We start from the raw sequence: 23764 nt of genomic DNA on the forward strand, positions 1-23764 counted from the left end.
CCAATGATTGGTCGGGCACAAAGTCAGGCGGGATCACCGGAGTGATGCCTGCGTTGCGAGGACAAATCTCATGAAACCGGGTTTCATGACGCCCTCCAATGTCAGATCCTGATTAACTTCCCTAACTGGTGCGAGCCCGGTTTGTTCCAGAGCTCACGACTCGTAGTTTCATGGCGATGGTTCATCGAAATCGCAAAGGTGACCATGGGCGCCGATGCGCTGGAGCAACGACTGTTTGCACAGAGACAAGAACAAAAAATCCTCGTCATGGATTCAATGCCTCGGCTATCAATGCAAAACCTTGATTGAGTCACGGCGAAGCACCACCGGAAACTCCCGTTGACATTCTTCAGCAAGACCGCGACCGCTACGCCGCCCCGGTGGATCCCGACATCGAAATTGTTGGTGTCGATCCGGAGGAATCGCGCGGTATCTTATGCGGTGGACGCAGGCTGCTCGATGCCGGCGTTGCGACCAACTTCGAGAAACGAGAGCTGGCGGCACAAGATGTTACGGCGATCGAAAACGCCGATCTGATCATTTCGACGGGATGCGTCGGCTATGTTACGGAGATTTCGCTGGAACTCCTCGACCCCGACAACGGCACCTGGATGGCGCATTGCAGCGGAGCCGGAAATATCGAAGCGACATTCTTCAGGTATCACCGGCCAGGCGATGCACCAGACCTCGTCGACCGCGCTCCATGACAACTGCATGGTTCCAACTGAAGACAGGCTTCAGGATGAATGAAAGTCTGATCATCCAGGGCTTCGTGACCTTGACGATCCAGTCATAGCGCACATTGCATTTCAAGCCCTTGGGTTGCAACGTCCGTCGGCCGACGCCCTCGAGTTCGCCGTACGCTCTCCCCTCGATGATCGACAGCGGTTCTATCCTGATCGTTTCCATTTCGAAGGCCAGGTCATACGGTAGTGCAGTGGACCACTTCATCCGACGGACGGTACCGATGCCGAACTCGTCGCCTTCGCGCACAATGGTAACCTGCTTTACCGAGGGCCACCAGTCCGGCCAGGTCTCGGGCGTGTTCAGCACCCGCCAAACCTCCTCGACCGAAGCATCGATGGTCCATGTCGTCACAAGATGAAACTCGGCCGATGACATCGCAAATCCCTTCTGGTACGCGAAGGCATGACACCACTGCTTTCGTCTGAAGCGTCATCCTGACCCCGGTTACTCATTTGATCCAGCCTGATGGCAGACAACGTCTCTCCACATCTCTGAAGCGAGCCTTCAACAGCCTACTGGGACAGGCAACTGTGTGCCCATTAATCTATGGTTTCCCATCTCGATAATGGCATCGGCGAATTGGCGAAGCGCAAAACTCCCCCGATACGGTTGCGCGCCTTTGTGGTAACTGAAATTGCGTCTCCACAATTGCCCGCGAACAACAGAGTGCATTTGTGGTGCGAAGCCCTGCCTGTCAGTCGATGCCTTTGTTACGCCAAAAGTGTAGAGATCATCGACGTCTCCTGGTCTATGATCGATGCATTGCCACAATAGGACGGGTTTTATGAGAGCACGGATCAAATGGGTGGAAGATCGGACCTTCATCGGCGAGTCTGGGAGCGGCCACAAGGTCGTACTGGGGACGGCCCCAGGGCCGGAGGGACGAACGCCGGGGCCGAGTCCCATGGAGCTGGTACTGATCGGCACTGGAGGCTGTTCGGCCTTTGATGTTGTCCACATCCTGGAAAAAGGCCGCGAGGCGATCGAGGACTGCGTCGTCGAAATCGACGCAGAACGTGCTGAGCAGGACCCGAAAGTCTTTATCCGCATTCATATGCACTTCATCGTCAAAGGGCGTGGTCTGGCTACGAACAAGGTCGAGCGTGCCATCTCATTGTCGGTCGAAAAATACTGCTCCGCGTCGGCGATGCTGGCCAAGACTGCCACGATCACCCATGACTTTGTGGTTGTCGACACCGCTGCACCGACTGAGTCCTAGTGCCACGAAGATGGGCATTGAACGGGCGATTTCGTCAATGCCGGGTTTGGACACGTATCGTCAAAAGCCGAACAACGGCCACCCTGCGTCTACGTGTTGGCGACCGGCGCGCTGTCTTCACAGAGGACGGCGGCGTTGTCATGTCTGGATGAGTTTGACGGGCGGCCGTTTCGCCCTAGGCTCCGGAGGCACCATCAAGCCGGGACTGGCGAACCGATCACTTGAGGATTAGGCCAGTCGCAGATCAATATGTGTTGAGTTCCCTCTTACGTGCGAAACGCAATACACTCCTCCGTGGTTTCGAGATACCGCCGAAGGAAGAAGAGATTTTGTATTTCCACCGCACCATACTGCTCACCGTCGCCCTTACGCTTCTGGCTATACCGGCCTCGTCGCAAGAAAATGCACGGCCAGACGTTGGCGCAGACAGCCACAATGCAATTACCCGGCAATCTCCGAAACCATCCTCTCCCGAAGATGACGCGGCGTCGGGCATTCTTGGGCATCTTCCAGCAGACTCGGTTACCAACCGCGTGTTAAAGATCAGGACGGGGGAACTTGCCTATACAGCAACGGCCGGCACAATCAGCCTTTTCGGACAAGATGGAACGCTGTCCGCCAAATTGTTCTATACCGCCTATGTCGCACGCGACAGGCAACCTGATCGCCCGCTCACGTTTGCGTTCAATGGCGGACCGGGAGCTGCGTCGGCTTACCTCCACCTTGGGCTCGCCGGGCCACGCATCCTCGTCTTTGGCCCGAACGGCCGGGATGGTACCAATCCGACACTCATCGATAATCCAGATAGCTGGTTGGAGTTTACTGATCTTGTGCTTATCGATCCGGTCGGCACGGGCTGGAGTCGAGCCACGAGCGACAGTGTCGCTTCGGGTTTCTATGGAGTTGACAAGGATGCGCAGAGCATTGCCAAGGCGATCGCGCTTTACGTCACTTACAATGAGCGCGCGGCCTCGCCAAAATACTTGCTTGGCGAGAGCTACGGCGGTTTTCGCGCGGCAAAGGTCGCTTCTGCCCTCAAGGATGGCCAGGGCATGCTCGTCTCGGGAATTATCATGCTGTCGCCGCTTATCGAAGGGCAGCTCTTGTTCGGGGAGAGGCAGTATCCACTTTGGGCCGCCCTTCAACTGCCCTCTCTCGTGGCGGCCGAGTTGGAACGCCGGAACGCCTTCAAACTGAAAGTAATCGAGGACGCGGAACGGTTCGCCATGACCGAATACCTTGTGACGCTTGCCGGGCCTGAACCGTCGGGAAACAAGGCAAAGGCCTTTTACGCACGGATTTCCCAGTTGACCGGCATACCCGAGGCCGTAGTGAGCCGCACGCGTGGCTTTCTCGGCGACGCCTATATCAAGCATTCACGGAGTGACGAATTCGAAGTGGTCAGTCCCTACGATGCATCTTTTGCCGTTGCAGACCCCTATCCTGAATCCGACGCCAATCAAAGCAACGATCCCGTTCTCGACGGATTTACACGCGCCTACGGTGCGGCCTTTGCCAGCTATGCCCGCAATGAACTGGGTTTCAAGACCGAAATGACTTACACGCTGCTCGCGAACGACGTCAATGATCGATGGGAGTGGGGTCGTCGCGGGAAAAACGGCGGCACGCGAACACAGGCAAGCGCGACCAGCGATATTCGCGACCTGCTCTCGCTCATACCGTCATTTCGATTGATGGTGGCGCAGGGATATAGTGATGCGATTACGCCTTACGGAATGAACAAATACGTGATCGACCATTTGCCCTCGACACTCGCGGCCGGCCGGGTCGACCTTAAGCTCTATCGCGGCGGGCATATGTTCTATACGCGACCAAGTTCCCGGCAAGCACTGAGCGCAGATGCAAGAGACTTCTTCGCCGCAAGGTCCGAAAATATCCAAGGGGAATAGTGAAGACGTGGCGTCGTGAGAAACCGTCTATCTCCGGATGATTGCCAGGAGATAGACAACACGTCGACCGCAATAACTGGTTTGCAACGGACGATGCAGCGGCTGAAGCGGATTCCGAATCGGATATAACCGGGGCGAGGTCAAGGCGGTGCCGTCAATCCAGCAATCGCTCCGCAACGGCCGGGCTGGAGAAATTTTGCATCGTTGGGTGCTGCATATAGATTGTAAGCCCGCTATCTCAGTTTTTAACGAGTCATCATTCCGCGACTCATAAGCTGGGGCAACAAGTTCGGAGGAAGAGGAAAAGTAGATGCCAAAGTACAAAGGGCAGCTTGAACAGAGCGTCGAGCTGGCCGTATTTCAGACCCGCTTGGCAACCGCCCTGAATACGTTGCGCAAGCGCAAGCGTTTCAAGATGAAGGATGTGGCGCGCCGGGTCGGCGTTTCGAATACTTACATGACAAAAATCATGCGCGGTCAGGCGAACATTTCCTTGAGCCTACTTTATTGCTTCTGCAGAGAACTTGATGTTCCCGTGACTGATTTGATTGGTACCTGGGCCGACGGCTCGGCAGACGAACCCGAGCGCTCACTGAACGACCATGCGCAAAATGCTCCAGCTGAGAAAACCGCGGCAAGTAGTTGAGTTCGATCACTTAAGAGACTGTGCAACTAGTGCGTACTCTATACGGACAACCGTTCCGGAGTTGGGCTCAGACGTAATTTTCAACCTGCCAGCCATTGTTCTAACGAGTTCAACACAGTTGGTCAGGCCAAGCCCAACATGCACGCCTGCTTTTGTCGAAAAGAACGGTTCCCGAGCTTTGGCGAGGATGGACGACGTCATACCAACACCATTATCGGTCACCGTAAGGACAAGCTGTGCGCGTCGCCAGAACCGGTGCCTGACCTCCGCCTTGATCGTGATCAATGGATCCGGTCTTCTCACCACGGCATTAACGGAATTTCGGACCAGTTCGTCGATAAGCAGATGAAATTGGGATGCCGGGACGACTGTGGCACTGGCTACATCATCAATTTCCATATGCAACTCGGTCGGGCAGCTCTTTTCAATATCTACAAGCAAGTCACCCAGCGTGGCAGTCTTGGACCGTGTCCGTGCATGGCCCATAGTCATCATTCCTTCGTTGATATCATCCAGTTCAGAAATCGTGCTGCGGGCGGCCGAGAGCGCCTCTGGTGATGGAGGACGGTCACTTCCGAGATAACTCAGGAAGAGGCGTAACGCAGCGATGCGCGATCGCGTCATGTGTGCGAAAAGGGACGCAAACGATCGAATGTGATGGTCCTTGCGCCGCGCGAGTGAGTTCTGCTGCAATATGAAAAGCACCGCTATGCTCAATACCAGAATAGCTACGGCAAAGAAGAGCTTGTTCCTGATTGCATTAGCCTCGATGGCAGCAGTGGCGCGCAAGGTCAGGCTGTGTGCGAGGGTAGCGCCGGAAATTCGAAAGACATCTGCTTCAAACTTTGCAACGGATTGCAGGGCTTCGTCCAACTGACCATTCGCCCTGATGTGCGGCAAGAGCGTCTCATCGATCGCCGTCACCGTCCGTTTTAACAAATCAATTTCTGGCGCATCCAGGAATCGGTCAACATATTCCAGTTGCGAAAGCGCCTTCAGATTGAACGAAAGCAACATGACTTCCGCCAACAGGCGGGGTTGCGGTTGCTTCGTTGCCGCGGCGACAAAGAGGTAACCCTTGATCGTCGCGAGTTTTTCACGTGCCTGGGATGCACGGTCCTGAATTTCGAAAGTCTGGCTCATGATCTCGTCGGTCTGAACGCGATAAACATCTGAGCGCAGGAACGACCAGAAGCATAACCCGGCTGCAACGACGAGCACCACGTAAAGGGTGGCCGTGAGGTATCGACCCCAATCCATGTCAGTCGGCCGGGCGAAACTTGATCGCGAACCAGACCCAAATCGAGTTGCGGCCAGGTACATATGATTTTGGAAGCCGGTCGAGAGGCCAAACGATGTAGTACGGACCGCCGTCCTCAAGAGAAAGTGGTTTGAAATCCTTGCCAGGATCGCACGCTCCGCCTGAACGGTCTTTGTCGGTGCAAGCTCGTTCGACAGCCACAATGGGAGCATAGGCCGCGATCTCTTCATTGGTGATTTTGGTGATGTAGTTATCGAAAGCCGTGACTTCGACACTGATGCCAGTGTCGATTCCATGCTTGGCGAGAACATCCTTGAGCGAGGGGCCCCTGTATCTGAATTTCTCACCGGACTTGCTCCAGGGCGTCGCCGTGTCGATCTCGTGTTGTGGAAAGTCCTGCTTGAGTTGTTCGAAGGCATAAGTTGCTAGATTTTCGCCCGCCGCTTTTTCGATATTGATGACAGCAGGATCGTGCCCGGCAGATTGGGCAGCGACGGAGGCGAGTGCCGCTGCGAAAAAGGCGGTCAAGATAAATCTAGGCAGCCGCATGAATGTCCTCCGGTTCGTAGGTCCGTGGATCGGTGTTGCGAGAAAAAAGCACGCACGGACCGCTGGAACCCCGCGGATCGTATGCAAAGCCTTTGTCGGCCATGGCACTTGTGACTTGCCGGACACCTTCCAGACCGTACAAATGATCGTGGAATTCCAGAAACACGCGTTCAACTCCGGGCAGTCTGGCGTGCGTGAGCAGATCAAGCTCTGCTCCTTCGATGTCCATGACGACGAGATCAACGTTGAAGCTCGTGATGAACTCATCGATGTTGGAAGACTTGACCTGGATGGTGTCGATATAGGGTCCTTGATGCTTGAGCAATGACGACATCCATAAATCTTCGCGCACATAAAAGGTGAAGTCACGCGAAGGCCCGGCCGTCAACAATCCATGTTCCAATGCCACGTTGTTCCGGTTGTTGGCTTTGATGACTATTTCGGCCAGGCGGACGGTATGTGGGTTGGCTTCAAAAGCCATTACATGCGCTCCCTCAACGCCCGCCAGCAGTGAGGTAATTACACCAATCCCGCTACCCAGCTCGAGAATGCGGTCATTTGGCCTTACGGCTTTCACTGCCCATCGAGCTTCCTTGGCTTCGTAGGAACCGTCTTGAAGGGCTGACCATATAATGTCGGATACATCGTCGGGGGAAATCGGAACAGAAAGTCCGTGTAGCCTGAGTGTGTTCGGCATTATAGTCCTTTCGGTAGAATACCTGTTTTCAGAAGTTTAGCGCGGGCCCGCTTGTAATATTTCTCTGCGGAATCGGCATCTATGTCGAAGCGATGGCCGAGTTCGTCATATATTTCTCTTCGGCTCTTGCCAGCTGGCCGCTGCCGCATCCAGTTCACTATTTCCTGTTCTCGGGGAGTGAGACCCGAATAGACAAATTCCGGGGGAGATGGTGCCTCGTCAGAAAAGCGGACGCTTTGTCCGTCATTTGCGAAATCATCCAGAACCTCGATCATGGATCCAGGTCGAATAAAGTTCTTGGCAAGGTAGGCAGAAACGCCAAGTTTCTGGAACGCCCGCCATTCTTCGTCTGTATCCGATCCGGTAATCACAAAATGGATCGCATTGGGAGATCGCTCTACAATCATTTGCACAACAGCAATGCGGTCAGCCTGGGACCGCGGGTCGAAACCGGGCAAACCGGGATCAATAATCACTAAATCGAATTGACTAGTTTCCAGCATGTCGATGGCCTGTGAGATGTTGGCTGCGCCTTGCACAAAGCAGGTTGTAAGCGCCGTCTTCAACTCATCTACAAGAATCGTCCGCATGAGATGCTGATCCTCGATAATCAGCACGTTTTGCATTTGTTTGGTCAATAATTCTGCCATTCGCTGCTCATCTAGCCAGATCAAAGCAAACCTGTCGATAGTGCGGATGCAACTTTTGCGTGCCTTAATAGAGAAATGAAGGGACAGCGTTGTCCCTGTTGACCCTAGTCCCTTCGGTGTAGTCTCGTGATCGTTGAATGGAGTTCAACCGAAGAGGGGGTAAGCGTGACCTTGTCAATTGTAACCATGAATGGGGCGCGTGTTGAAGGTACCGAAAGCCGGCTTGGGGTCGTCATTCGACAGCATCGGGTGACAAGACAAAAGATCGATTGGCTATACGGTGCCTGGGAAGACTGTGACGAGTCGAACGAAAAATACGCGAAACTGGAAAGGCGCCTGGCCGCAGCAACGGACGCCGAACTGCGTGCGCGGTCGGAGGTTTTGAGCTTTCCTGTTAACACTCTGGAAGACATGGTCGCGAAGGCTATCCACTTGCGGTCACTTCTTACCGAAGGAGATGATGGATTGGACAAGTACGAACTCGACATTCTCTTACACTCGCTGACGCTCCCGACAAACACACGGTCACGCCGCAAAAAATGAGGCGGCGTCATGCCTGTACCGGATTGGACAATGGTGGATTCTGGAACGCGCAAAGGGGTATTCACTGGCGCCGACGACATTTTCAGCAAAGAGATCGAACCACTTGTTGAACTGTTCGACGAGCTTCAGCAGTGCCTGGACAGTTACCGGAATGCCGATAGTGCTGTCGAAGAACTCGAGCAATGGCAGCGGGCCGAAAGCGCCTATCGTGAAATTATGGCGGTCTGGAAGCTGATCTTCCTGCGGGCACGCGGCGCCGTCAATAACCACTTGTTTTCAATGGGATTGAGCCTCGCGATCCCAGAACACGATGCGTTGCGCAGAGCAGTCCAGGAGAAATGTGTGCCGTCAGCGACAATGGCGGTTACGCTCTTGCAATATGAAGAAGCGCGCAACAAGAGAAAAACGGAATTGGCAAAGCGGACCGACTGGTAGCTGGTTCGACAAAGAGGCGAACAGGTCTGTCCGACGGCCGAGGCGCAATTTGGGAAATTAACGCCTCTGGGCCTGAAGCCAGTTTGACTAATTAAGTCAGCTGATAGCACGCGGAATTTCCCGAATGTTCGCTGATTTCTACGCTTTCCAGCCAAACGCGGTTGTTCGTCTTCTCTTTGACAACGGCCGAAACGTGCTTGTGAATGAACTGGGCGACTGCTTCGCAGCCGACAGCCGGCAACACCCGTAAATCAATGAGCCTGTTCGCAGCAAGACCTTCAAACGTTGCCATATGGGGGTCGTCTTCGGCAACAATCGTAGTGTGATCGAAGTACGAGTGCAGCCAGGCACGCACATCTTTCAGGCCGCCAAAGTCAAAACACCAATTTGTGTCATCGAGGTCATGTGTGGCGAATACGAATTTCACGGCCAATGCATAACCATGAAGGAACTGGCAATGAGAATGGTCTGCACGCCACTGACGGAAACAACACGACAAGCCCTCACTGTGGTCATACTTCTTGACTGACTTGAAGATTGGACGGCTGATAGTTTGATCTGATTTGGGTGAAGGCATTTGGTGTTAGCTTACTCTCTTTGGTGATCACTTTGCGCGAAAATTACGATATCGTCGAAATCGGTATGTAGAGCTTCAAAAACAGCTCGTTTCTCCCCACAGCCAATTTGTACCTGGCGGGCGAAGTCCACACTTCCTTCGGGTGGAACTAAAGCCTCTGGCTGGCTGCTGGTCTCCCTCTTATTCGTGGACGCGGAGCTGAAGCAAGGGCCATGCGCAATGTTGGAGTTGGCGGTGTCGGGACTTTGCCTGCGGGCTTGCCAATCGGTCAAGCGGCCACACCCGTCTGCACGCCGGCGCTGGTCATCCGGAGAGCTCAGCCCTAAATTCCGAGAGACTTAACAAAACCGTCCCTGCAATCATCACTCAATACCGAAAGAACTTTCTCACGGATTTCTTCCAATGCATCAGCACTTACCTCAAAATTTGCATCAAAGAGTTGGCCCGATCTTTCGACGGTTTAGCGCTGCTTCGTATCGCATTTCTTGTTCGCCTTTCTCAATATGGATCAGCGAAGCCAACAGAACGGAGCTCTCTCAAATCGTTAAAATACTTGTCGCGCTGCTTCTTGGGCTTTGCCAAAGGCACGGCGATGATCGTATCCGCATCAGTGCTTGCTAGTAGTTGCCAAATCCATGGAATCCACTGGTTTGCTTCGGAAAGTTGATGCTCCCAGTCAGATGGTAAACTCTCTCGGCGAACTATCGCCTGAGTTTCTGGGTCCATTGCGCGAGCTTCGATGAAAGATCGAGCGTCGATAATCGTTCTTGATATCTGCCGTCCTGAAGCGCTGCGATCAGTTTCGTCGGGAAATGCGCTGCGTCGCTGGAACGGTGTGGAAAGCCAGTCCGGTTTTCGGCTGACGAGTCCAGCAAGCATTTGGGTACTTCTGCTTGAAGGCACAGGGAAAGTGCCTGCAGAACTGGCAACCACCCTCTGACAAGTTTGCATACGCTTTTGCGTATACTCATGGATCAGCCGCGCTCGCGTATATCACAAAATTAGCCGCCTTCGCGTATATTGACCATTCATACGCCTTCACGTATATTTATCTGCGGAGGCTTTCATGTCTGACCACCAGATCGCACGCACCGAAAAGCAACTTGGCGCAATCGTGCGCCGCGCCCGCAAACAGGCCGGACTTACCCAAGGCGCGCTTGGTGAACAAATTCACATGCGCCAAGGCACTGTATCGCGCCTTGAAGCCGGAGAACCTGCCGTACAGCTGCGCACGCTGATGGAAGCACTCTCCGCCCTCAATCTCGAACTGGTTGTCCGCCCGCGCAGCAAGGGCAGCGCTGCCGATATCGAGGCCCTGTTCTGATGGTACGCAAGCGTGCGCATGCCCCGCTTAATGTCTTCCTGAACAGCCGTCATGTCGGCGTACTGCGCCGCGAGTCAACTGGCGCAATCGACTTTCAGTACGGACGAGATTGGCTCGACTGGCGCGGAACACTCCCGGTGTCGCTCTCACTGCCCCTGCGTGAAGACCGCTATATAGGAAGTCCCGTCATCAATGTGTTGGACAACCTGCTCCCAGACAGCAATCCTGTTCGCAAACGGGTAGCGCAGCGGGTCGGCGCGGAGGGTACTGACGCCTTCAGCCTGCTGACCGCCCTCGGCCATGACTGCGTTGGCGCACTGCAATTCTTGCCCGACGGGACTGATCCCGGCGCTGCCGGCGACATCACCGGCAAGCCTGTCAGTGATGACGAGGTCGCCGACATCATCAAGAACCTCGCCGCCGCCCCGCTCGGCATGGGAGAGGATGAAGATTTTCGCATCTCGATTGCAGGCGCCCAGGAAAAAACTGCCCTGTTGCGCATGGAAGGCAAGTGGTTCAAACCGACCGGCACCACCGCCACCACCCACATCCTCAAACCGCAAATCGGCCAACTGCCTAACGGGATCGACCTCTCAAACAGCGTCGAAAACGAGTATTTCTGCCTGAAGCTGCTGGACGCACTAGGCCTCCCCACCGCCAAAGTCGAGATCGCTGATTTCGGGGAACGGCGCACACTGATCGTCGAACGCTTCGACCGCCTCTGGACGAAGGATGGCCGCCTGCTTCGGCTGCCGCAGGAAGATACCTGCCAGTCGCTATCAGTCCCGCCGACAAGAAAATACCAATCCGACGGCGGCCCCGGTATGCGCGGTATTGTCAACTTGCTCAAAGGCAGTGACACTCCCGAAGCCGACATCACAGCCTTTATGCACGCCAACATCATTTTCTGGATGCTCGGCGCGACGGACGGTCACGCGAAGAATTTCAGCATCTACCTCAGCCCGGGCGGACGCTTCCGCATGACCCCGCTTTACGACGTGATGACGGCCCAGCCCAGCCTTGATGCCAACCGGGTCCCGCGCAACAAATTCAAACTCGCGATGTCTGTTGGAACGCAATCCATGACATTGTGCCACGACACTTCATGCAAGCGGCAGGCCTCGCTGGCTTTGGAATCCCGGCTATGCGCGCCATTTTTGAAGACCTCGCAGCGAATACAGAAAAGCATGTCGAAACGGTCATCGCGGCACTGCCGTCCGGATTCCCGGAACAGCTCACAGCGTCAGTACAAACGGCGATCAGTCACCGAACGCGCCTGATAGACGACATGCTTGCCAACGGCGCAGTCGTCTGAGGTTCTACTGTGGTGGCACCACCGGCCCGCCATCTTGAACGACCGGAAAACGCATCCTCCGGCGATCCAAAATTCGGGGGCGGTTCATAACCGCGAAAAATTCCAACTCCCACAGCCGGTAGAATGTCAAAAACCAGCTGTAGCGAACGTCGAATTGGATAAAACCTGGGGGCAAAGTCACCGACAAGAGCGGGCGCGCGGCTGAACCTCAGCGCTATGTGTCTGCTCGATATTGCCACTTCTGGTCGCCTGCTCCTTTGAAATCACCGCGCGATCGGTGTTGTCGCCGCCATGACGATCTCGACCGTGAGCTTCGCTCTGATAGTAGTATCCCCATTCAAATCTGTCTTATTGAAGCCACTCCTTTGTGGATCACTGATATTTGCAACGAATTCTAAGGAATAGTCATGACCCACATTGAATATCGGCTACATGCATTTGATCTTGCCAGCCGTCGGGGATTTGCCGATGGCAATATGTTCGGGCACCTTCTGCGGGAAAAGTGGGGCAAGTTCGCACCCGATAAACGGGCCGTGCTTGTCGAATGTGTCAAGAGGTTCTTGATCCCGGCCATTCCACGACGTCTGAACACAATTGTGTCCGGAACTCACAACCCGATCCGGATAGCCGACAGCGAGACGATCGACGATGTTGAGAACGTCAGCGTCGGCATTCCTGAAAACCTGGTGCTGAAAGTGGCGGCAGAGCTTTCCGCACGGCCAAACTAGGAACGCCTGCTCCAAGAGCGATTGGCTCTGGTCGGTGTCGCCTCATGTCCCTGATTACCAATAACGTCGACGATCCTACTTGGACCGGGGACCGAATGGCTCGCAGCATTCTCCGTCAAGGCACCCAAGAAACCGTTGGGATCGCGCTGTTGCTTCTATACCGAGGCGATTTACGCGGCCCTCAACGGCCAAGGCATTGCGTTGGGCTGCAAACAGCCAACGCGATTACATTCAAGGTCGCGGACGGGATTGCAGCATTTGCCCTGACCGAATCGATGTCTTTTTCGTACATTATCGCTTCTCGGTCTGGCAGAGGCCCACAGCGTTACAGTCGATTCCAATGGCCTCTTCACAAAGAGCCACGTGCTTGGCCAATGCATCGATTGGCAGGAACGCACTGACCGTGCAAATATCGCGCTTTTTATACTTTGGCATTCCCTGAAGTTCTTTCAACCGCTCTAGAAGTGCAACCCGGGTCATACTATTCTCCCTTCGTTCCGATGGCTTGGATTTTGCCCCCCCAATCCCCTTAGCCTGTTTCCGTCAGGCAGTCAGGCAGCCCGAACATCAGCGTTCAGGGGAATTTCAATGTCTACTTCCAGCGTCGAGACTTGATCATCGCTACCCATTTTGACGCGAACTTTTTCTCTGTCGATTTGTATGTGCTTGGCCACGACTGCCAGAATTTCTTCCCGCAATTGAAGGACCAAGTCCGAATGCCCTTGTGACGCACGCTCATGGGCAAGCAGAATCTGCAGACGCTCGCGTGCCTTTGGCGCCGAAGCCTGCTTATTGAAGAAACGGAAAATGCTCATGCTGCCCTCCGCCGGAATATCTTACCTATCAGACTGCGCTTTTCGCTTGGAATCGAGACTGGGACGTTTTCGCCCGCGAGGCGTCGCGCGGCATTCAAATATGCCAAAGCTGGTGCACTATCCTTATCAGCCAAGGTCACAGGAGAGCCAATGTTGGACGCGCGTAGGACGTCTTGACTCTCCGGAATAATGCCGAGCAACGGAATGGATAGAATTTCGAGAACATCTTCGACCTTCAGCATGTCGCCTCGTTCAGCCCGGCTCGCATCGTAGCGCGTTAAGAGAAGATGTTTTTCAATTCTCTCACCCTGTTCAGCTTTAAGCGTTTTGGAGTCTAGGAGGCCAATAATTCGATCTGAATCACGAACCGACGAGACTTCCGGATTCGTAACGACGACTGCCACGTCGGCATGCCGCATCGCTAACGTCGCCCCACGTTCAATTCCTGCCGGGCTGTCGCAAATGATCCAGTCGAACGATTTCTTCAAATCTTCGATGACCTTTTCGACACCCTCAGCTGTGAGATTGTCCTTGTCGCGGGTTTGAGATGCGGGCAATAGGAAAAGAGTATCGAGCCGTTTATCGCGAATGAGAGCCTGTGGTAATTTGGCGTCACCCTGGATGACGTTGACCAGATCAAAGACGACCCGACGTTCTGCGCCCATAACGAGATCGAGGTTTCGTAATCCCACATCGAAATCGATGACAACTGTCTTCTCATTGCGCTGGGCGAGCGCAGCCCCAAGTGCGGCGGTTGACGTTGTTTTACCAACACCCCCTTTGCCCGAGGTAACTACTATCACTTTTCCCATATTCTTTTCCTATCTTACCCGGAGCACTGACCTAACCAAATGTTTCTGCCAATATGGTGTCTCCTTCGAGCCATAGCTGTACGGCTTTCCCTCGAAGCCGAGGCTCCATATCGTCGGCTGTCTTGTAAAGGCCATCAATGGCCAACAGTTCCGCTTCAAGTTTGCGGCAAAAAATGCGTGCCGATGCATTCCCGGCCGATCCCGCCATAGCCCGGCCTCGTAGCGTGCCATAGACGTGGATGGAGCCACCGGCAACTATTTCAGCACCTGAGGCAACAGACCCGATGATCGTTACATCGCCTTCCGGAAAGACCACCGATTGCCCTGATCGCACAGGCTCGTTTATGATGATCGACGGCATCACACGGATCTGCGCTCCGCCCGGAGAATTCGTAGACGACACCGGAGGTTGATTGTTTCCGGTAGATGATTCTTTTACCGCATTTAGCGCTGGAACCTGGAAATCCGTTGCAGATTTCCCGCCCTTCATGACTGGTGGCATACCAGGAGCAAGCAGTGAAGGGCGTGCGCCTTCTATCCCCATGAGCGATACCCCACGCCTGGCAAGCTCGTCGATCAGGAGCGTTAGCTGAGCACGGTCAGTTTGTAGATTCTCAACGTCGAGAACGATCGGCTTACCGAGGAAAAAGCCCGCAGAACGCGATGCAAGGTCGTCCAGTCGCGCCAGCCAACGATCAATCGGTGCTTCGGGCGCAAGCACAAGGGCAAGAAACGAGCGGCCTTTAAGGCGTATTGGTTGAGAATCTGTTAGCACTTTGGTCATCTAGGTTAATTTTTCGTTTCAACGGTATATGCGGCAGATGGTTAACAGATCGTTAATTCTGACTGATTCAGGATAGCTGAGGATCTTGCAATCACGCCCTCGTGCGGTGTGGCCCACGCCGGTTCCAATCTGAACGCTGCGAACGTCCGTAACCCGGTTATGGTTCGGCCTCGCAACTGCAGTATCCGACTGCTGCCTGGGTTCAAATCCATAATCGCCGCTAACATCATGCTTTCCGGAATTGAACTGGTTCACCTGCTGCGCAAGAGACAGGCGAGCTTTGCCTTCAATCAAATCCATCGCGGGCCGGGCAGTTCGACATGTTGGCAGCCTGTCCTGGTCGACAATGCGCTTGAGGGCGAAAGTGAGTTCGGGAAGACGCTGGACTTCGTCGATCACGACGGGCAAGCCAGAGTCTCCGGCCCTATTGGAGAGAGCCTTGAGTTGACTGCAGGGGTCCTCTTCCAATGCAACGCTCCTCAGGATCTGCCGTCTTGTACGGCGAATCTGACAGCTCATCCCGTCTCATGAGCGTATCCCCGGTCGGCCCGGCGGATCGGTCACATTGGCGTAGGCCCGCGCGGCGATAGGGCGGTTGGTTACAACATGGAGCCGATGCCCATTTTGCCAGTCCTGGTAATGCGAAAAGTAGGGCGACCCGGACCGCTCAGGTACCTGACGTTAGTCCGAATAGCGCATTTTTTATTGTGGGTACGTCTGATACAATGCCGCCAAAATCGTAACAACGGGGACTATCATGCATCGCAGACTGAGATGCGGAGTCTTACTGACAGCGCTTGCTTTTTGCTTGTTCGCTGGTGTTGCGGTTGGTGAAAGTAACGACGTCGCGATTGGAGAGCGACTTGCTGCTTTTTTGCGCGCTGGTCGCAGCGTCATCTCCAGTCATCAAGACCTTATCAATGACCCTGCAATTGGAACGAAAAACCTCACCGGCCAACGTGTCGTAGCCGAGGCTCTCGAAACGTTCGGGCGCCAGGGAAGCTCAGCGACCGAAACCTTCAGTCAGTCGGATAAACAGCTTTTTGACGCCCAGATCGAGGCATTGCGCGAGATTGTCGACGAACATCAGAAAAAGATCGACGCCAAGGGCGTTGGATTCAAGGGATTTATTCCTGCCACCTTTGCGCGTTTGGTCAACGAACGCTTTGAGGAAAAAGTAGGGGACCGGGCCAAAATGAAGGTGACTGGCCCAGTGGATCTGGTGCGTAATCGAAAGGCCAGTCCCGACAGTTGGGAGCAGAGTGTCATTGAGCAAAAATTCCTGTCTCCCGGTTGGCCGAAGGGCCAGTCCTTTATTGAAGCAGTCGAAGTGAATGGCCATCCATCATTTCGCATGCTGATTCCCGAATACTATTCCGCGTCATGCCTGATCTGCCACGGTATGCCCAAAGGCGAAGTCGACGTTACTGGCTATCCAAAAGAGGGAGCTGCTGAAGGCGATTTGGCAGGTGCAATCAGCATCACACTGTTCAAATGAGCGCGTTCAACGCCATCCGTACTCGTATCGGCCAGTTGACGGATCGAAAAATCCCGATCCGCCTTGTCTGTCTTTCGGCTGCCTTGCTTGGTGCCTTGCTTGTAAGCGTTGCCTTCATGGCTCACGATCTGCTTGAGAACCAGCGGCGTGTGGAGGAAGCCAACGCCCGCTTTCACATGTTCGACGACGCCGCCAAGGCGCACCGGCATTTTGGTGAAGCACGCTATTGGCTCACGGACCTGTCGGTGAGCCTCCTGACCTTGTCCGAGCGACGGGCCGAGGCGGCTCGCGCCGCATTGGAGGAGGATTTGACGCGTATCAAGGTATTCGCGCCCGATGTTGCCAACACCATCCAGCAGGGTTCGAAGTCTTATTTCGAAAAGGCAATGCAAGCGGTTGATGCCTATACGGATGACAACCGCGTCATCGGCAATACGCTACTGGCTGCTGCCCGAAGCTATAGCGACGAAATCGACGGGGTCCTCATGGCACTTGAAGAGCGACTTGAGATGGAGGCCGACCGAGCGCGCGACGCGGCCGGAACCATGGCACAAAGGACCTATAAGCGGGCTCTGATTGCGGTTGCGCTCATTACGATAGCCGGAGCAATCATGACTGTCCTGGTGCTTCGGTCAATTCTGGTACCGCTCGGCCGTGTCGACAAAGCCATGGTCCAACTGACAGCAGGGCAGGAAAATGTCGAACTGCCGCCGGAAGGCCGTGATGAATTCGGGAGGCTTGCAAAGACGCTGCGACTGCTTCGCGACAGTCAGGCCGAGCGCCGCTCGCTGGAAGCTGCCGCCGAGCGCCAGCGAAACACTGTGCTAACCGCAATCGAGACCATTCCCGACGGTTTCGCATTCTTCGACGCCAAGGACCAGTTGCTCCTGGTCAACCAGCGGTATCTTGAGATCTTCCCGGAGCTTGCGGATCTGATGACCCCTGGCCGGACATTCGAGGAGATCATTCGCGCGCAAGCGGAACGCGGGACCGCAGAGATCGACAGCGGAGGCGTGGAGAATTGGGTGAACGAGGCAATGCGTCGTCACAGAGAACAGCAAGGCATGATAGAACGGCAATTTGCCAATGGGACGTGGCTTCGCATTGCCAAGCGCAAGACCCCCGAAGGGGGTACAGTGGCGGTCTATACGGACATCACCGATTTGAAACTTCGCCAGACGGAACTAGAGGAGGCACGGCGCGGCGCGGAAGTTGCGAGTGAAGAAAAGAGCCGGTTTCTTGCTTCCATGAGTCACGAATTGCGCACGCCCCTCAATGCAATCATCGGCTATAGCGAGATGCTCATTGAAGACGCGAGCGATCTTGACAATCCGGGTTTTGTCGGTGACCTGAACAAGATAATGGGCTCCGGTCGCCACCTGCTGGCTCTGATCAATGACATCCTCGATCTCTCGAAGATCGAAGCTGGCAAGATGGAGCTCTATGTCGAGCGTCTCAGCGTGAAGCAGCTACTTGTTGATGTTGAAAACACCGTTGCCCCGCTAATCGCGAAGAATCGTAACCGGCTGACGGTTACAGCTTCAGTCGAGCCGGATGAAATAGAGACGGACAGGACCAAGCTGCGGCAGAACCTTTTCAATCTCCTCTCAAACGCTGCCAAATTCACCGAAAACGATGAGATCCGCCTGTCAGTTGAGCGTCTTGCCGATGAGAATGGTGACTGGCTCGAGTTTTCTGTCAGTGACAACGGCATTGGAATGACCCGGGAGCAGCAGGCGAAGCTCTTCCAGGCATTTGTACAGGTCGATGCATCGACCACCCGAAATTACGGCGGAACAGGTCTTGGTCTGGCGATCACCCAGCATTTTATCAGGATGATGGGCGGAACCATCGAAGTGGACAGTGAATTGGGTAAGGGATCAACCTTTCGCTTTAAAATTCCAGCCAGCGACGAAACGCAAGCGGCGCAGAATATCTCTCTGCCAGAAGCTGCATCTAGTGTTCGGACTCGCAGAACCGTCCTCGTCATCGACGATGAATCCCGGGCACGCAAGTTCATGTCGGACGTCATCCGTGGTGCAGGCTTTGACGTGGTTGAGGCCGCAGGCGGCGAGCAGGGTATGGCCAGCATGCGCGAAGCTCGTCCCGATGCGATCATTCTGGATGTGATCATGCCCGGGCAGGACGGCTGGTCAGTGTTGCGCGAAATCAAGTCGGATAAGGAGCTTTGCGATATTCCCGTAATCCTTGCTACCGTCGTGTCAGATCGTGAGATGGGGCTTGCCTTCGGCGCTGCGGACCATCTGATCAAGCCAGTTGATCCTGTACAGCTGATCGAAACGTTGAACGCTGTTGCGGGCAACAATCGACACGATGTGCTCGTTGTCGATGACGATCCTGCAACGCGGGAACTTTTCCGTAGGGTGCTGGTTCGCGAAGGCTGGCGTGTTCGGGAGGCCACCGACGGGCGACGCGGTCTCGAACAGCTCGAGGCAGGACGACCAACGGTGATGGTTCTGGATCTCATGATGCCGAACATGGATGGTTTCGATCTGCTCCGGACTATCCAGGAGAGACCGGACCTCGCCGATATTCCCGTTGTCATCGTAACGTCCAAAGACTTGACCCTTGAGGAACTGGATTGGCTTGGCGTGCACGCGAGCGAAATCATCAGAAAAGGAACAAGGGGGCGCGCGGATCTTATTGCAGCGCTGAAGCGACATGTGCCACTCAACGAAGAAGCCTGAGGAGCCGGAAGAGGATGGTCAAAATTCTTCTCGTCGAAGACAATGAGATGAACCGCGATATGCTTTCCCGCCGGCTGGAACGTCGCGGGTACGAGGTGATCATCGCGACCGATGGGCTCGCCGGAGTCGAAACGGCGATGGAAGCAATGCCCGATCTGGTGTTGATGGATATGAGCCTGCCAGTGATCGATGGCTGGGAGGCAACACGGCGGATCAAGGAGAATCCCGCTACGGCCGCGATTCCTATTATTGCCCTCACTGCCCACGCCATGGCTGATGACCGCAAAAAAGCCATCGACGCCGGTTGCGATGATTATGATACCAAGCCGGTTGAATTGCCGGGATTGCTCGACAAAATCATCCGCCTGACCGGAGGATAGTCGTCATGACGCACGTTCCTGACATCGGTCATCGCGCCTATATCGCGAGAATCCTGGAGAAAATCGTTGATCCCGCGCAAGCAATCCTGAGCTATCAGGAACTCGTCATGGAGGAAGTGCGCGACGTTGGCCCTGCCGAGACACTACCGGATCTGGAGACAGTGCTGCATGCCGCCCGTGAATTGAACGCGATGATCGAGCGGCTTCTCAATCGGGAGGCGTCCGACGCCAACGGGATCCCCACCGGACTTGCCATGTTACGGCATGATTTGCGTACGCCAATGAACGCGATAATTGGCTATTCGGAAATGATCCTGGAGGATTTTGCAGACAGTTTGTCGCAACGTATCGCAGATGACATATCGAAGGTTATCAATGAAAGCCGAAAGCTGCTTGAGCAAATTGATGGTGGACTGGATGTTTCCTCTTTTGAACATGATGAAGAGCGGGCAAACCAGACCGATGCAACGATCGCGGCTAACCTGGCACGAACGATAGCGGATGGGCCATCCTCGCGGCCCGAGGAGGCAGGCCGTATCCTTGTCGTTGACGACTCCGCCTCAAACCGGGATCTGCTGGCGAGACGCCTGGGCCGTGAGGGGCATACCGTGGTTACGGCAAACTCTGGCCAAGAGGCACTCCAAATCCTGGAAACCCAGGAATTCGACCTTGCGTTGGCCGACATCCTGATGCCTGACATGAACGGCATTGAACTGCTCGGCCAGCTAAAGTCGGATGCTCGGTTGCGCGAAATTCGTGTCATCATGATTTCGGGCCTGAAGGATCAGGACGCGGTTATCCGTTGCATCGAGGCAGGCGCCGAAGACTATCTGCAAAAACCGATCGATCCAATCCTGTTGCGGGCCCGCATAGCCGCCTGTCTTGAACGCAGTCGCTGGCGCGAACGAGAAAGACGTTATCTGTCTCAAATCGAGTTCGAAAAGAAGCGAGCCGATGAACTGCTGCACGCAATTCTTCCAAAGCAGGTGATAAGGCGTCTGGCTGATGGTGAGGAGGTAATCGCTGACCGCATCGAAACAGCCACAATCGTGTTCGCTGATATTGTCAATTTTACAGAATTGGCGGCACGAACTCCGGCATCTGCTTTGGTGCAAAGGCTTGGGAATCTATTCTCACGTTTCGACGAACTTGCTGATCAATATGGTGTTGAGAAAATCAAGACTATCGGTGACGCTTACATGGCCGCGGCCGGATTACCGGATCCTCGCCCGGATCATGCTATGGCGGCCGTTGCGTTTAGCAGAGCGTTACTGGCCGAAATGGCAAGTAGTATTGGTCCCGAACCTCAGCTCAACCTGCGAATTGGGATAAACACCGGGCCGGTCATCGCAGGTCTAATCGGCAGAAAGCGGTTCGTCTATGATGTATGGGGGCATACAGTTAACGTTGCCAGCCGAATGGAATCCTACGGCATCCCCGGACGAATCCAGGTATCGCAAAGCACGTATGAAGCACTGGGGGCGGGCTTGCTGGATGCTCGTAAAGAAGTCATGGATATTCGAGGGATCGGCAAACACACTACGTACATACTGTCATAACACAGTGGGCAAAGTAGCTACCTTTCATTACAACCACGTACTCTGTCCCAAGACATGGCGGGCCCTGTTCGACCAGTGAATCGATTTTTCTAACGCCAAGGAGTTGAGAGATGATCGTCAATCGCCGTCAGTTGATCGCAGCATCCAGTGTGGCGTTGGCCGGCACCGTTCTTTCACCGGCAATCTCCACGTTTGCTGCCACGGCCTTTATGCAAAAGAAGTTGCCCTACGACGAGGATGCACTTTCACCGGCTATTTCGGCCAGAACGGTAGGGCTGCACTACGGCAAACACCACGCCGGTTATTTTAAGAAACTGAATCAACTGGTCCAGAATACCGAGTACGCCGATCTACCGCTCGACCAAGTCGTAACTCAGTCGAGCGCAAAGAACGACGAGGCAATTTTCAATCAAGCAGCACAAGCCTGGAATCATGATTTCTACTGGGCGCAATTCAAGGGTGGATCCGAGCAACCAACTGGCAGTTTCAAGGAAGCCGTCGAGCGCGACTTCGGCGGGATCGATGGTTTGAAGAAGAAGGTAATAGAGACTGCAGACGCGGTCTTCGGCACCGGGTGGGTCTGGCTTGTCAAGGACAATGAAAAACTCAACGTTCTAGGATTACGGGACGCGGGCACTCCGCTTGCGGTCGCCAAGGTTCCAATTGTCGGAATAGATGTGTGGGAGCACGCCTACTATCTCGACTACGAAAACCGCCGTACAGAACATGTGGGCGCTGTTTTCGATAAGCTTGTTAACTGGCGCTACGCAGGCGAGCAATTCCAGATATGATTCAGGCGATGAGCGCACTAGAGGGGCCGGGCATTTCACTCCTCCAGCGCAAACAAAACGCGCGGCGCGGCGATGCCGCGCAGGTTGTGCTCGCCAATGAGGATCAATAGCTGCGTCGTTTCCGCCGGCTATTCTTCGATGTCGTCGCCATGTCGATCGGATCAAAAATTGATCGTTCCCTCGTCGAGGTGTCGCCGGGTCGACCGACGGTCGCAACGTGGTGCAATCAGTCCTCAGCCTCGCCAGGTCACTTGGGGTGGAGGTCGTAGCTCAAGGTGTCGAGACAAAAGCGGATCTGCAGGTGTTGCGACAGCTCGGTTATGCCGCCATGCAAGGCTACTACTTTGCGAGCCACGCCGGACATCCGATCCAGGTCGCGTGTTCATTGACAGAAGGTGTCGGAGTGCGAAAGCAGGTTCGTCCAGCGACGTTACGTGGCATAGATGAACTTTGGCCATCGGAGGCTCCGTTCTGGCCTCGCGCAAAGGCGCATCATCGATTGCATTGCAATAGCTTGCGTCAACGACCCTTGTCTGATTCATATCCCTTGCTCGGGATGAGCTGATTTGATTCGTTTCGGTACTCCGTCCGGCATCCCATCCCGTGCCAAACTGTGCCAGTTCGCTGCAGGCAAGGAAGGACACCATGATGTCGAGCAACCCGAAGCATCCGGAAATCACCGAAATGAAGCCGAATATCACTGTGGTCGGCGTCGGCGGTGGTGGCGGCAATGCCGTCAACAACATGATCCGCGAGGGCCTTCAGGGAACTGAATTCGTCGTGGCCAATACTGATGCGCAGGCACTGACTATGTCGAAGGCTGCGCGCTTGATTCAGCTCGGGGTAAACCTGACGCAGGGACTCGGCGCTGGGTCGCAGGCGGAAATTGGTCGGGCCGCCGCCGAGGAAAGCATCGATGAGATCATGGACCATCTGTCGAACACGCACATGTGCTTCGTAACCGCCGGCATGGGCGGTGGAACTGGGACAGGGGCCGCTCCGGTGATCGCACGGGCAGCACGCGACGCTGGCATATTGACGGTCGCTGTAGTGACGAAGCCATTCAATTTCGAAGGGACCCGCCGGATGAAATTCGCAGAGGACGGGCTCAAACTGCTGCGCGACAGCGCAGATACACTCATCGTAATCCCAAATCAGAATCTTTTCCGCGTTGCGGATGCGTCTACCACGTTCGCTGATGCTTTCGCAACTGCGGACCGCGTACTCTATTCGGGTGTTGCCTGCATAACAGATCTCATGGTTCGTGAAGGGCTGATCAATCTCGACTTTGCTGACGTTCGGGCGGTGATGCGCGACATGGGCCGCGCCATGATGGGTACAGGGCAGAGTTCAGGAACTGGAAGGGCGATAGCTGCGGCCGAGGCTGCCATAGCCAATCCGTTACTGGATGTGGCTTCAATGAAGGGTGCCAAAGGCGTTCTGGTATCCATTTCGGGTGGCCGGGATATGACGTTGTTCGAAGTTGATGAGGCGGCAACGCGGATCCGCGAGGAAGTTGACGACGAAGCCAACATCATTCTTGGTGCCACGTTCGACAACGCTCTCGAAGGAACGTTCAGGGTCTCGGTGGTTGCTACGGGCATCGATCACACGGATGGAGCGGACTCGGCAGGCTCAATTGCCAATGCCCAGGCAAATATCTCATTCTTGCCACGGCGCAACACGTTGTAGCGACGTACCAGCCAATCGGACTTGGCCCAAGTTCATGGGTTCGCCAACGGCGACCTGTGAGAAAATTGAAAAGAGAGTAAGGCAGGAACGATGCCCTTGTGCAGCAGGTTTCGCGGAGTATCCG

At 54.9% G+C, this 23764-nt stretch carries 27 protein-coding genes and 1 pseudogene; 16 read left to right on the forward strand and 12 right to left on the reverse strand.

Translation table 11 applies throughout. The annotated features are described in order from the left end of the window. Nucleotides 1-305 precede the first annotated feature (305 nt). Entirely contained in the window at nt 306-707 is a 402-nt protein-coding gene (locus CU102_RS04710; RefSeq protein ID WP_106709853.1) for a hypothetical protein, read from the forward strand. Here the strand turns inward: CU102_RS04710 and CU102_RS04715 are convergent. Further along, nucleotides 655-1122 carry an SRPBCC family protein gene (locus CU102_RS04715; protein ID WP_106709854.1) on the reverse strand — a complete coding sequence of 156 codons (468 nt, stop codon included), beginning with the start codon at nt 1120-1122 and terminating at the stop codon, nt 655-657. The genes CU102_RS04710 and CU102_RS04715 overlap by 53 nt on opposite strands. A gap of 409 nt (nt 1123-1531) precedes the next feature. Between CU102_RS04715 and CU102_RS04720 the strand changes: the two genes are divergently transcribed. From CU102_RS04720 to CU102_RS04730, 3 genes are all read left to right on the forward strand, one after another. Beyond that, on the forward strand, nt 1532-1966 hold the full coding sequence (locus tag CU102_RS04720; protein ID WP_106709855.1) for an OsmC family protein: 435 nt from the start codon (nt 1532-1534) through the stop codon (nt 1964-1966). A gap of 329 nt (nt 1967-2295) precedes the next feature. Then, the gene (locus tag CU102_RS04725) at nt 2296-3876 is read left to right on the forward strand and encodes a S10 family peptidase (protein ID WP_425351521.1); all 1581 of its coding nucleotides are present in this window, start codon (nt 2296-2298) and stop codon (nt 3874-3876) included. A gap of 310 nt (nt 3877-4186) precedes the next feature. Continuing rightward, complete coding sequence (locus CU102_RS04730; RefSeq protein WP_106709856.1) at nt 4187-4522, forward strand: helix-turn-helix domain-containing protein; 336 nt, start codon at nt 4187-4189, stop codon at nt 4520-4522. A 6-nt stretch (nt 4523-4528) separates the two neighbouring features. On the opposite strand, the gene CU102_RS29695 is transcribed toward CU102_RS04730, so the two are convergent. The 4 genes from CU102_RS29695 to CU102_RS04745 form a co-directional block, all read right to left on the reverse strand. After that, nucleotides 4529-5539 carry a sensor histidine kinase gene (locus CU102_RS29695; RefSeq protein WP_166648462.1) on the reverse strand — a complete coding sequence of 337 codons (1011 nt, stop codon included), beginning with the start codon at nt 5537-5539 and terminating at the stop codon, nt 4529-4531. A 244-nt stretch (nt 5540-5783) separates the two neighbouring features. Further along, nucleotides 5784-6332 (reverse strand): putative pterin-binding protein, encoded by a 549-nt coding sequence (locus CU102_RS29700; protein ID WP_166648461.1) that lies wholly within the window; start codon nt 6330-6332, stop codon nt 5784-5786. Further along, a complete protein-coding gene (locus CU102_RS04740; protein WP_106709858.1) occupies nt 6319-7029 on the reverse strand; it encodes an FkbM family methyltransferase in 711 nt (236 codons plus the stop codon). The genes CU102_RS29700 and CU102_RS04740 overlap by 14 nt, the downstream gene beginning before the upstream one ends. Continuing rightward, complete coding sequence (locus tag CU102_RS04745; RefSeq protein ID WP_106709859.1) at nt 7029-7679, reverse strand: response regulator transcription factor; 651 nt, start codon at nt 7677-7679, stop codon at nt 7029-7031. The genes CU102_RS04740 and CU102_RS04745 overlap by 1 nt, the downstream gene beginning before the upstream one ends. A 165-nt stretch (nt 7680-7844) precedes the next feature. Between CU102_RS04745 and CU102_RS04750 the strand changes: the two genes are divergently transcribed. Then, nucleotides 7845-8222, forward strand: coding sequence for a hypothetical protein (locus CU102_RS04750; protein WP_133624572.1), 378 nt, complete (start codon nt 7845-7847; stop codon nt 8220-8222). A gap of 9 nt (nt 8223-8231) precedes the next feature. Further along, a complete protein-coding gene (locus CU102_RS04755) occupies nt 8232-8657 on the forward strand; it encodes a hypothetical protein (protein ID WP_133624570.1) in 426 nt (141 codons plus the stop codon). A 91-nt stretch (nt 8658-8748) separates the two neighbouring features. Here CU102_RS04755 and CU102_RS04760 read toward each other — a convergent pair whose 3' ends face one another. After that, the gene (locus CU102_RS04760; protein WP_106709862.1) at nt 8749-9234 is read right to left on the reverse strand and encodes a 6-pyruvoyl trahydropterin synthase family protein; all 486 of its coding nucleotides are present in this window, start codon (nt 9232-9234) and stop codon (nt 8749-8751) included. Nucleotides 9235-9732: 498 nt separating this feature from the next. Beyond that, nucleotides 9733-10113, reverse strand: a complete 381-nt coding sequence (locus CU102_RS29380; RefSeq protein ID WP_133624568.1) for a hypothetical protein — start codon at nt 10111-10113, stop codon at nt 9733-9735. 187 nt (nt 10114-10300) lie between these two features. Here CU102_RS29380 and CU102_RS04775 point away from each other — a divergent pair, with 187 nt between their 5' ends. From CU102_RS04775 to CU102_RS04785, 3 genes are all read left to right on the forward strand, one after another. Further along, nucleotides 10301-10558 (forward strand): helix-turn-helix domain-containing protein, encoded by a 258-nt coding sequence (locus tag CU102_RS04775; protein WP_106709865.1) that lies wholly within the window; start codon nt 10301-10303, stop codon nt 10556-10558. Next, complete coding sequence (locus tag CU102_RS04780; protein ID WP_425351515.1) at nt 10558-11838, forward strand: type II toxin-antitoxin system HipA family toxin; 1281 nt, start codon at nt 10558-10560, stop codon at nt 11836-11838. Before CU102_RS04775 ends, CU102_RS04780 begins: the two co-directional genes overlap by 1 nt. A 442-nt stretch (nt 11839-12280) precedes the next feature. Beyond that, the gene (locus CU102_RS04785) at nt 12281-12601 is read left to right on the forward strand and encodes a hypothetical protein (protein WP_106709866.1); all 321 of its coding nucleotides are present in this window, start codon (nt 12281-12283) and stop codon (nt 12599-12601) included. Nucleotides 12602-12892: 291 nt separating this feature from the next. Here CU102_RS04785 and CU102_RS04795 read toward each other — a convergent pair whose 3' ends face one another. The 5 genes from CU102_RS04795 to CU102_RS04815 form a co-directional block, all read right to left on the reverse strand. Then, nucleotides 12893-13081 (reverse strand): hypothetical protein, encoded by a 189-nt coding sequence (locus CU102_RS04795; RefSeq protein ID WP_106709867.1) that lies wholly within the window; start codon nt 13079-13081, stop codon nt 12893-12895. A 71-nt stretch (nt 13082-13152) separates the two neighbouring features. Further along, nucleotides 13153-13416: a cell division topological specificity factor MinE gene (gene minE, locus CU102_RS04800; protein ID WP_106709868.1), complete on the reverse strand. Its 264-nt coding sequence runs from the start codon at nt 13414-13416 to the stop codon at nt 13153-13155. Next, nucleotides 13413-14228 (reverse strand): septum site-determining protein MinD, encoded by an 816-nt coding sequence (gene minD, locus CU102_RS04805; protein WP_106709869.1) that lies wholly within the window; start codon nt 14226-14228, stop codon nt 13413-13415. Before minD ends, minE begins: the two co-directional genes overlap by 4 nt. A gap of 31 nt (nt 14229-14259) precedes the next feature. Beyond that, the gene (gene minC, locus CU102_RS04810) at nt 14260-15012 is read right to left on the reverse strand and encodes a septum site-determining protein MinC (protein WP_106709870.1); all 753 of its coding nucleotides are present in this window, start codon (nt 15010-15012) and stop codon (nt 14260-14262) included. Nucleotides 15013-15030: 18 nt separating this feature from the next. Further along, nucleotides 15031-15420, reverse strand: coding sequence for a hypothetical protein (locus CU102_RS04815; RefSeq protein ID WP_166648455.1), 390 nt, complete (start codon nt 15418-15420; stop codon nt 15031-15033). A gap of 349 nt (nt 15421-15769) precedes the next feature. On the opposite strand from CU102_RS04815, the gene CU102_RS04820 reads away from it, so the two are divergent. The 7 genes and pseudogenes from CU102_RS04820 to ftsZ all read left to right on the forward strand — a co-directional run. Then, entirely contained in the window at nt 15770-16510 is a 741-nt protein-coding gene (locus CU102_RS04820) for a Tll0287-like domain-containing protein (protein WP_106709872.1), read from the forward strand. Next, complete coding sequence (locus CU102_RS04825; protein ID WP_106709873.1) at nt 16507-19218, forward strand: response regulator; 2712 nt, start codon at nt 16507-16509, stop codon at nt 19216-19218. Before CU102_RS04820 ends, CU102_RS04825 begins: the two co-directional genes overlap by 4 nt. Nucleotides 19219-19232: 14 nt before the next feature. After that, nucleotides 19233-19598, forward strand: a complete 366-nt coding sequence (locus CU102_RS04830) for a response regulator (protein WP_106709874.1) — start codon at nt 19233-19235, stop codon at nt 19596-19598. A gap of 161 nt (nt 19599-19759) precedes the next feature. Continuing rightward, the gene (locus CU102_RS04835) at nt 19760-21157 is read left to right on the forward strand and encodes an adenylate/guanylate cyclase domain-containing protein (RefSeq protein WP_245425180.1); all 1398 of its coding nucleotides are present in this window, start codon (nt 19760-19762) and stop codon (nt 21155-21157) included. Between the two features lie 110 nt (nt 21158-21267). Next, complete coding sequence (locus CU102_RS04840) at nt 21268-21948, forward strand: superoxide dismutase (RefSeq protein ID WP_106709876.1); 681 nt, start codon at nt 21268-21270, stop codon at nt 21946-21948. A gap of 220 nt (nt 21949-22168) precedes the next feature. Next, nucleotides 22169-22513 carry an EAL domain-containing protein gene (locus CU102_RS31095; protein WP_166648460.1) on the forward strand — a complete coding sequence of 115 codons (345 nt, stop codon included), beginning with the start codon at nt 22169-22171 and terminating at the stop codon, nt 22511-22513. An 83-nt stretch (nt 22514-22596) separates the two neighbouring features. Further along, nucleotides 22597-23622: pseudogene (gene ftsZ, locus CU102_RS04850) on the forward strand (cell division protein FtsZ); the annotation flags it as partial. Nucleotides 23623-23764 lie beyond the last annotated feature (142 nt).

Origin of the sequence: Phyllobacterium brassicacearum (assembly GCF_003010955.1) — a bacterium.
Taxonomy (GTDB): Bacteria; Pseudomonadota; Alphaproteobacteria; order Rhizobiales; family Rhizobiaceae; genus Phyllobacterium; species Phyllobacterium brassicacearum.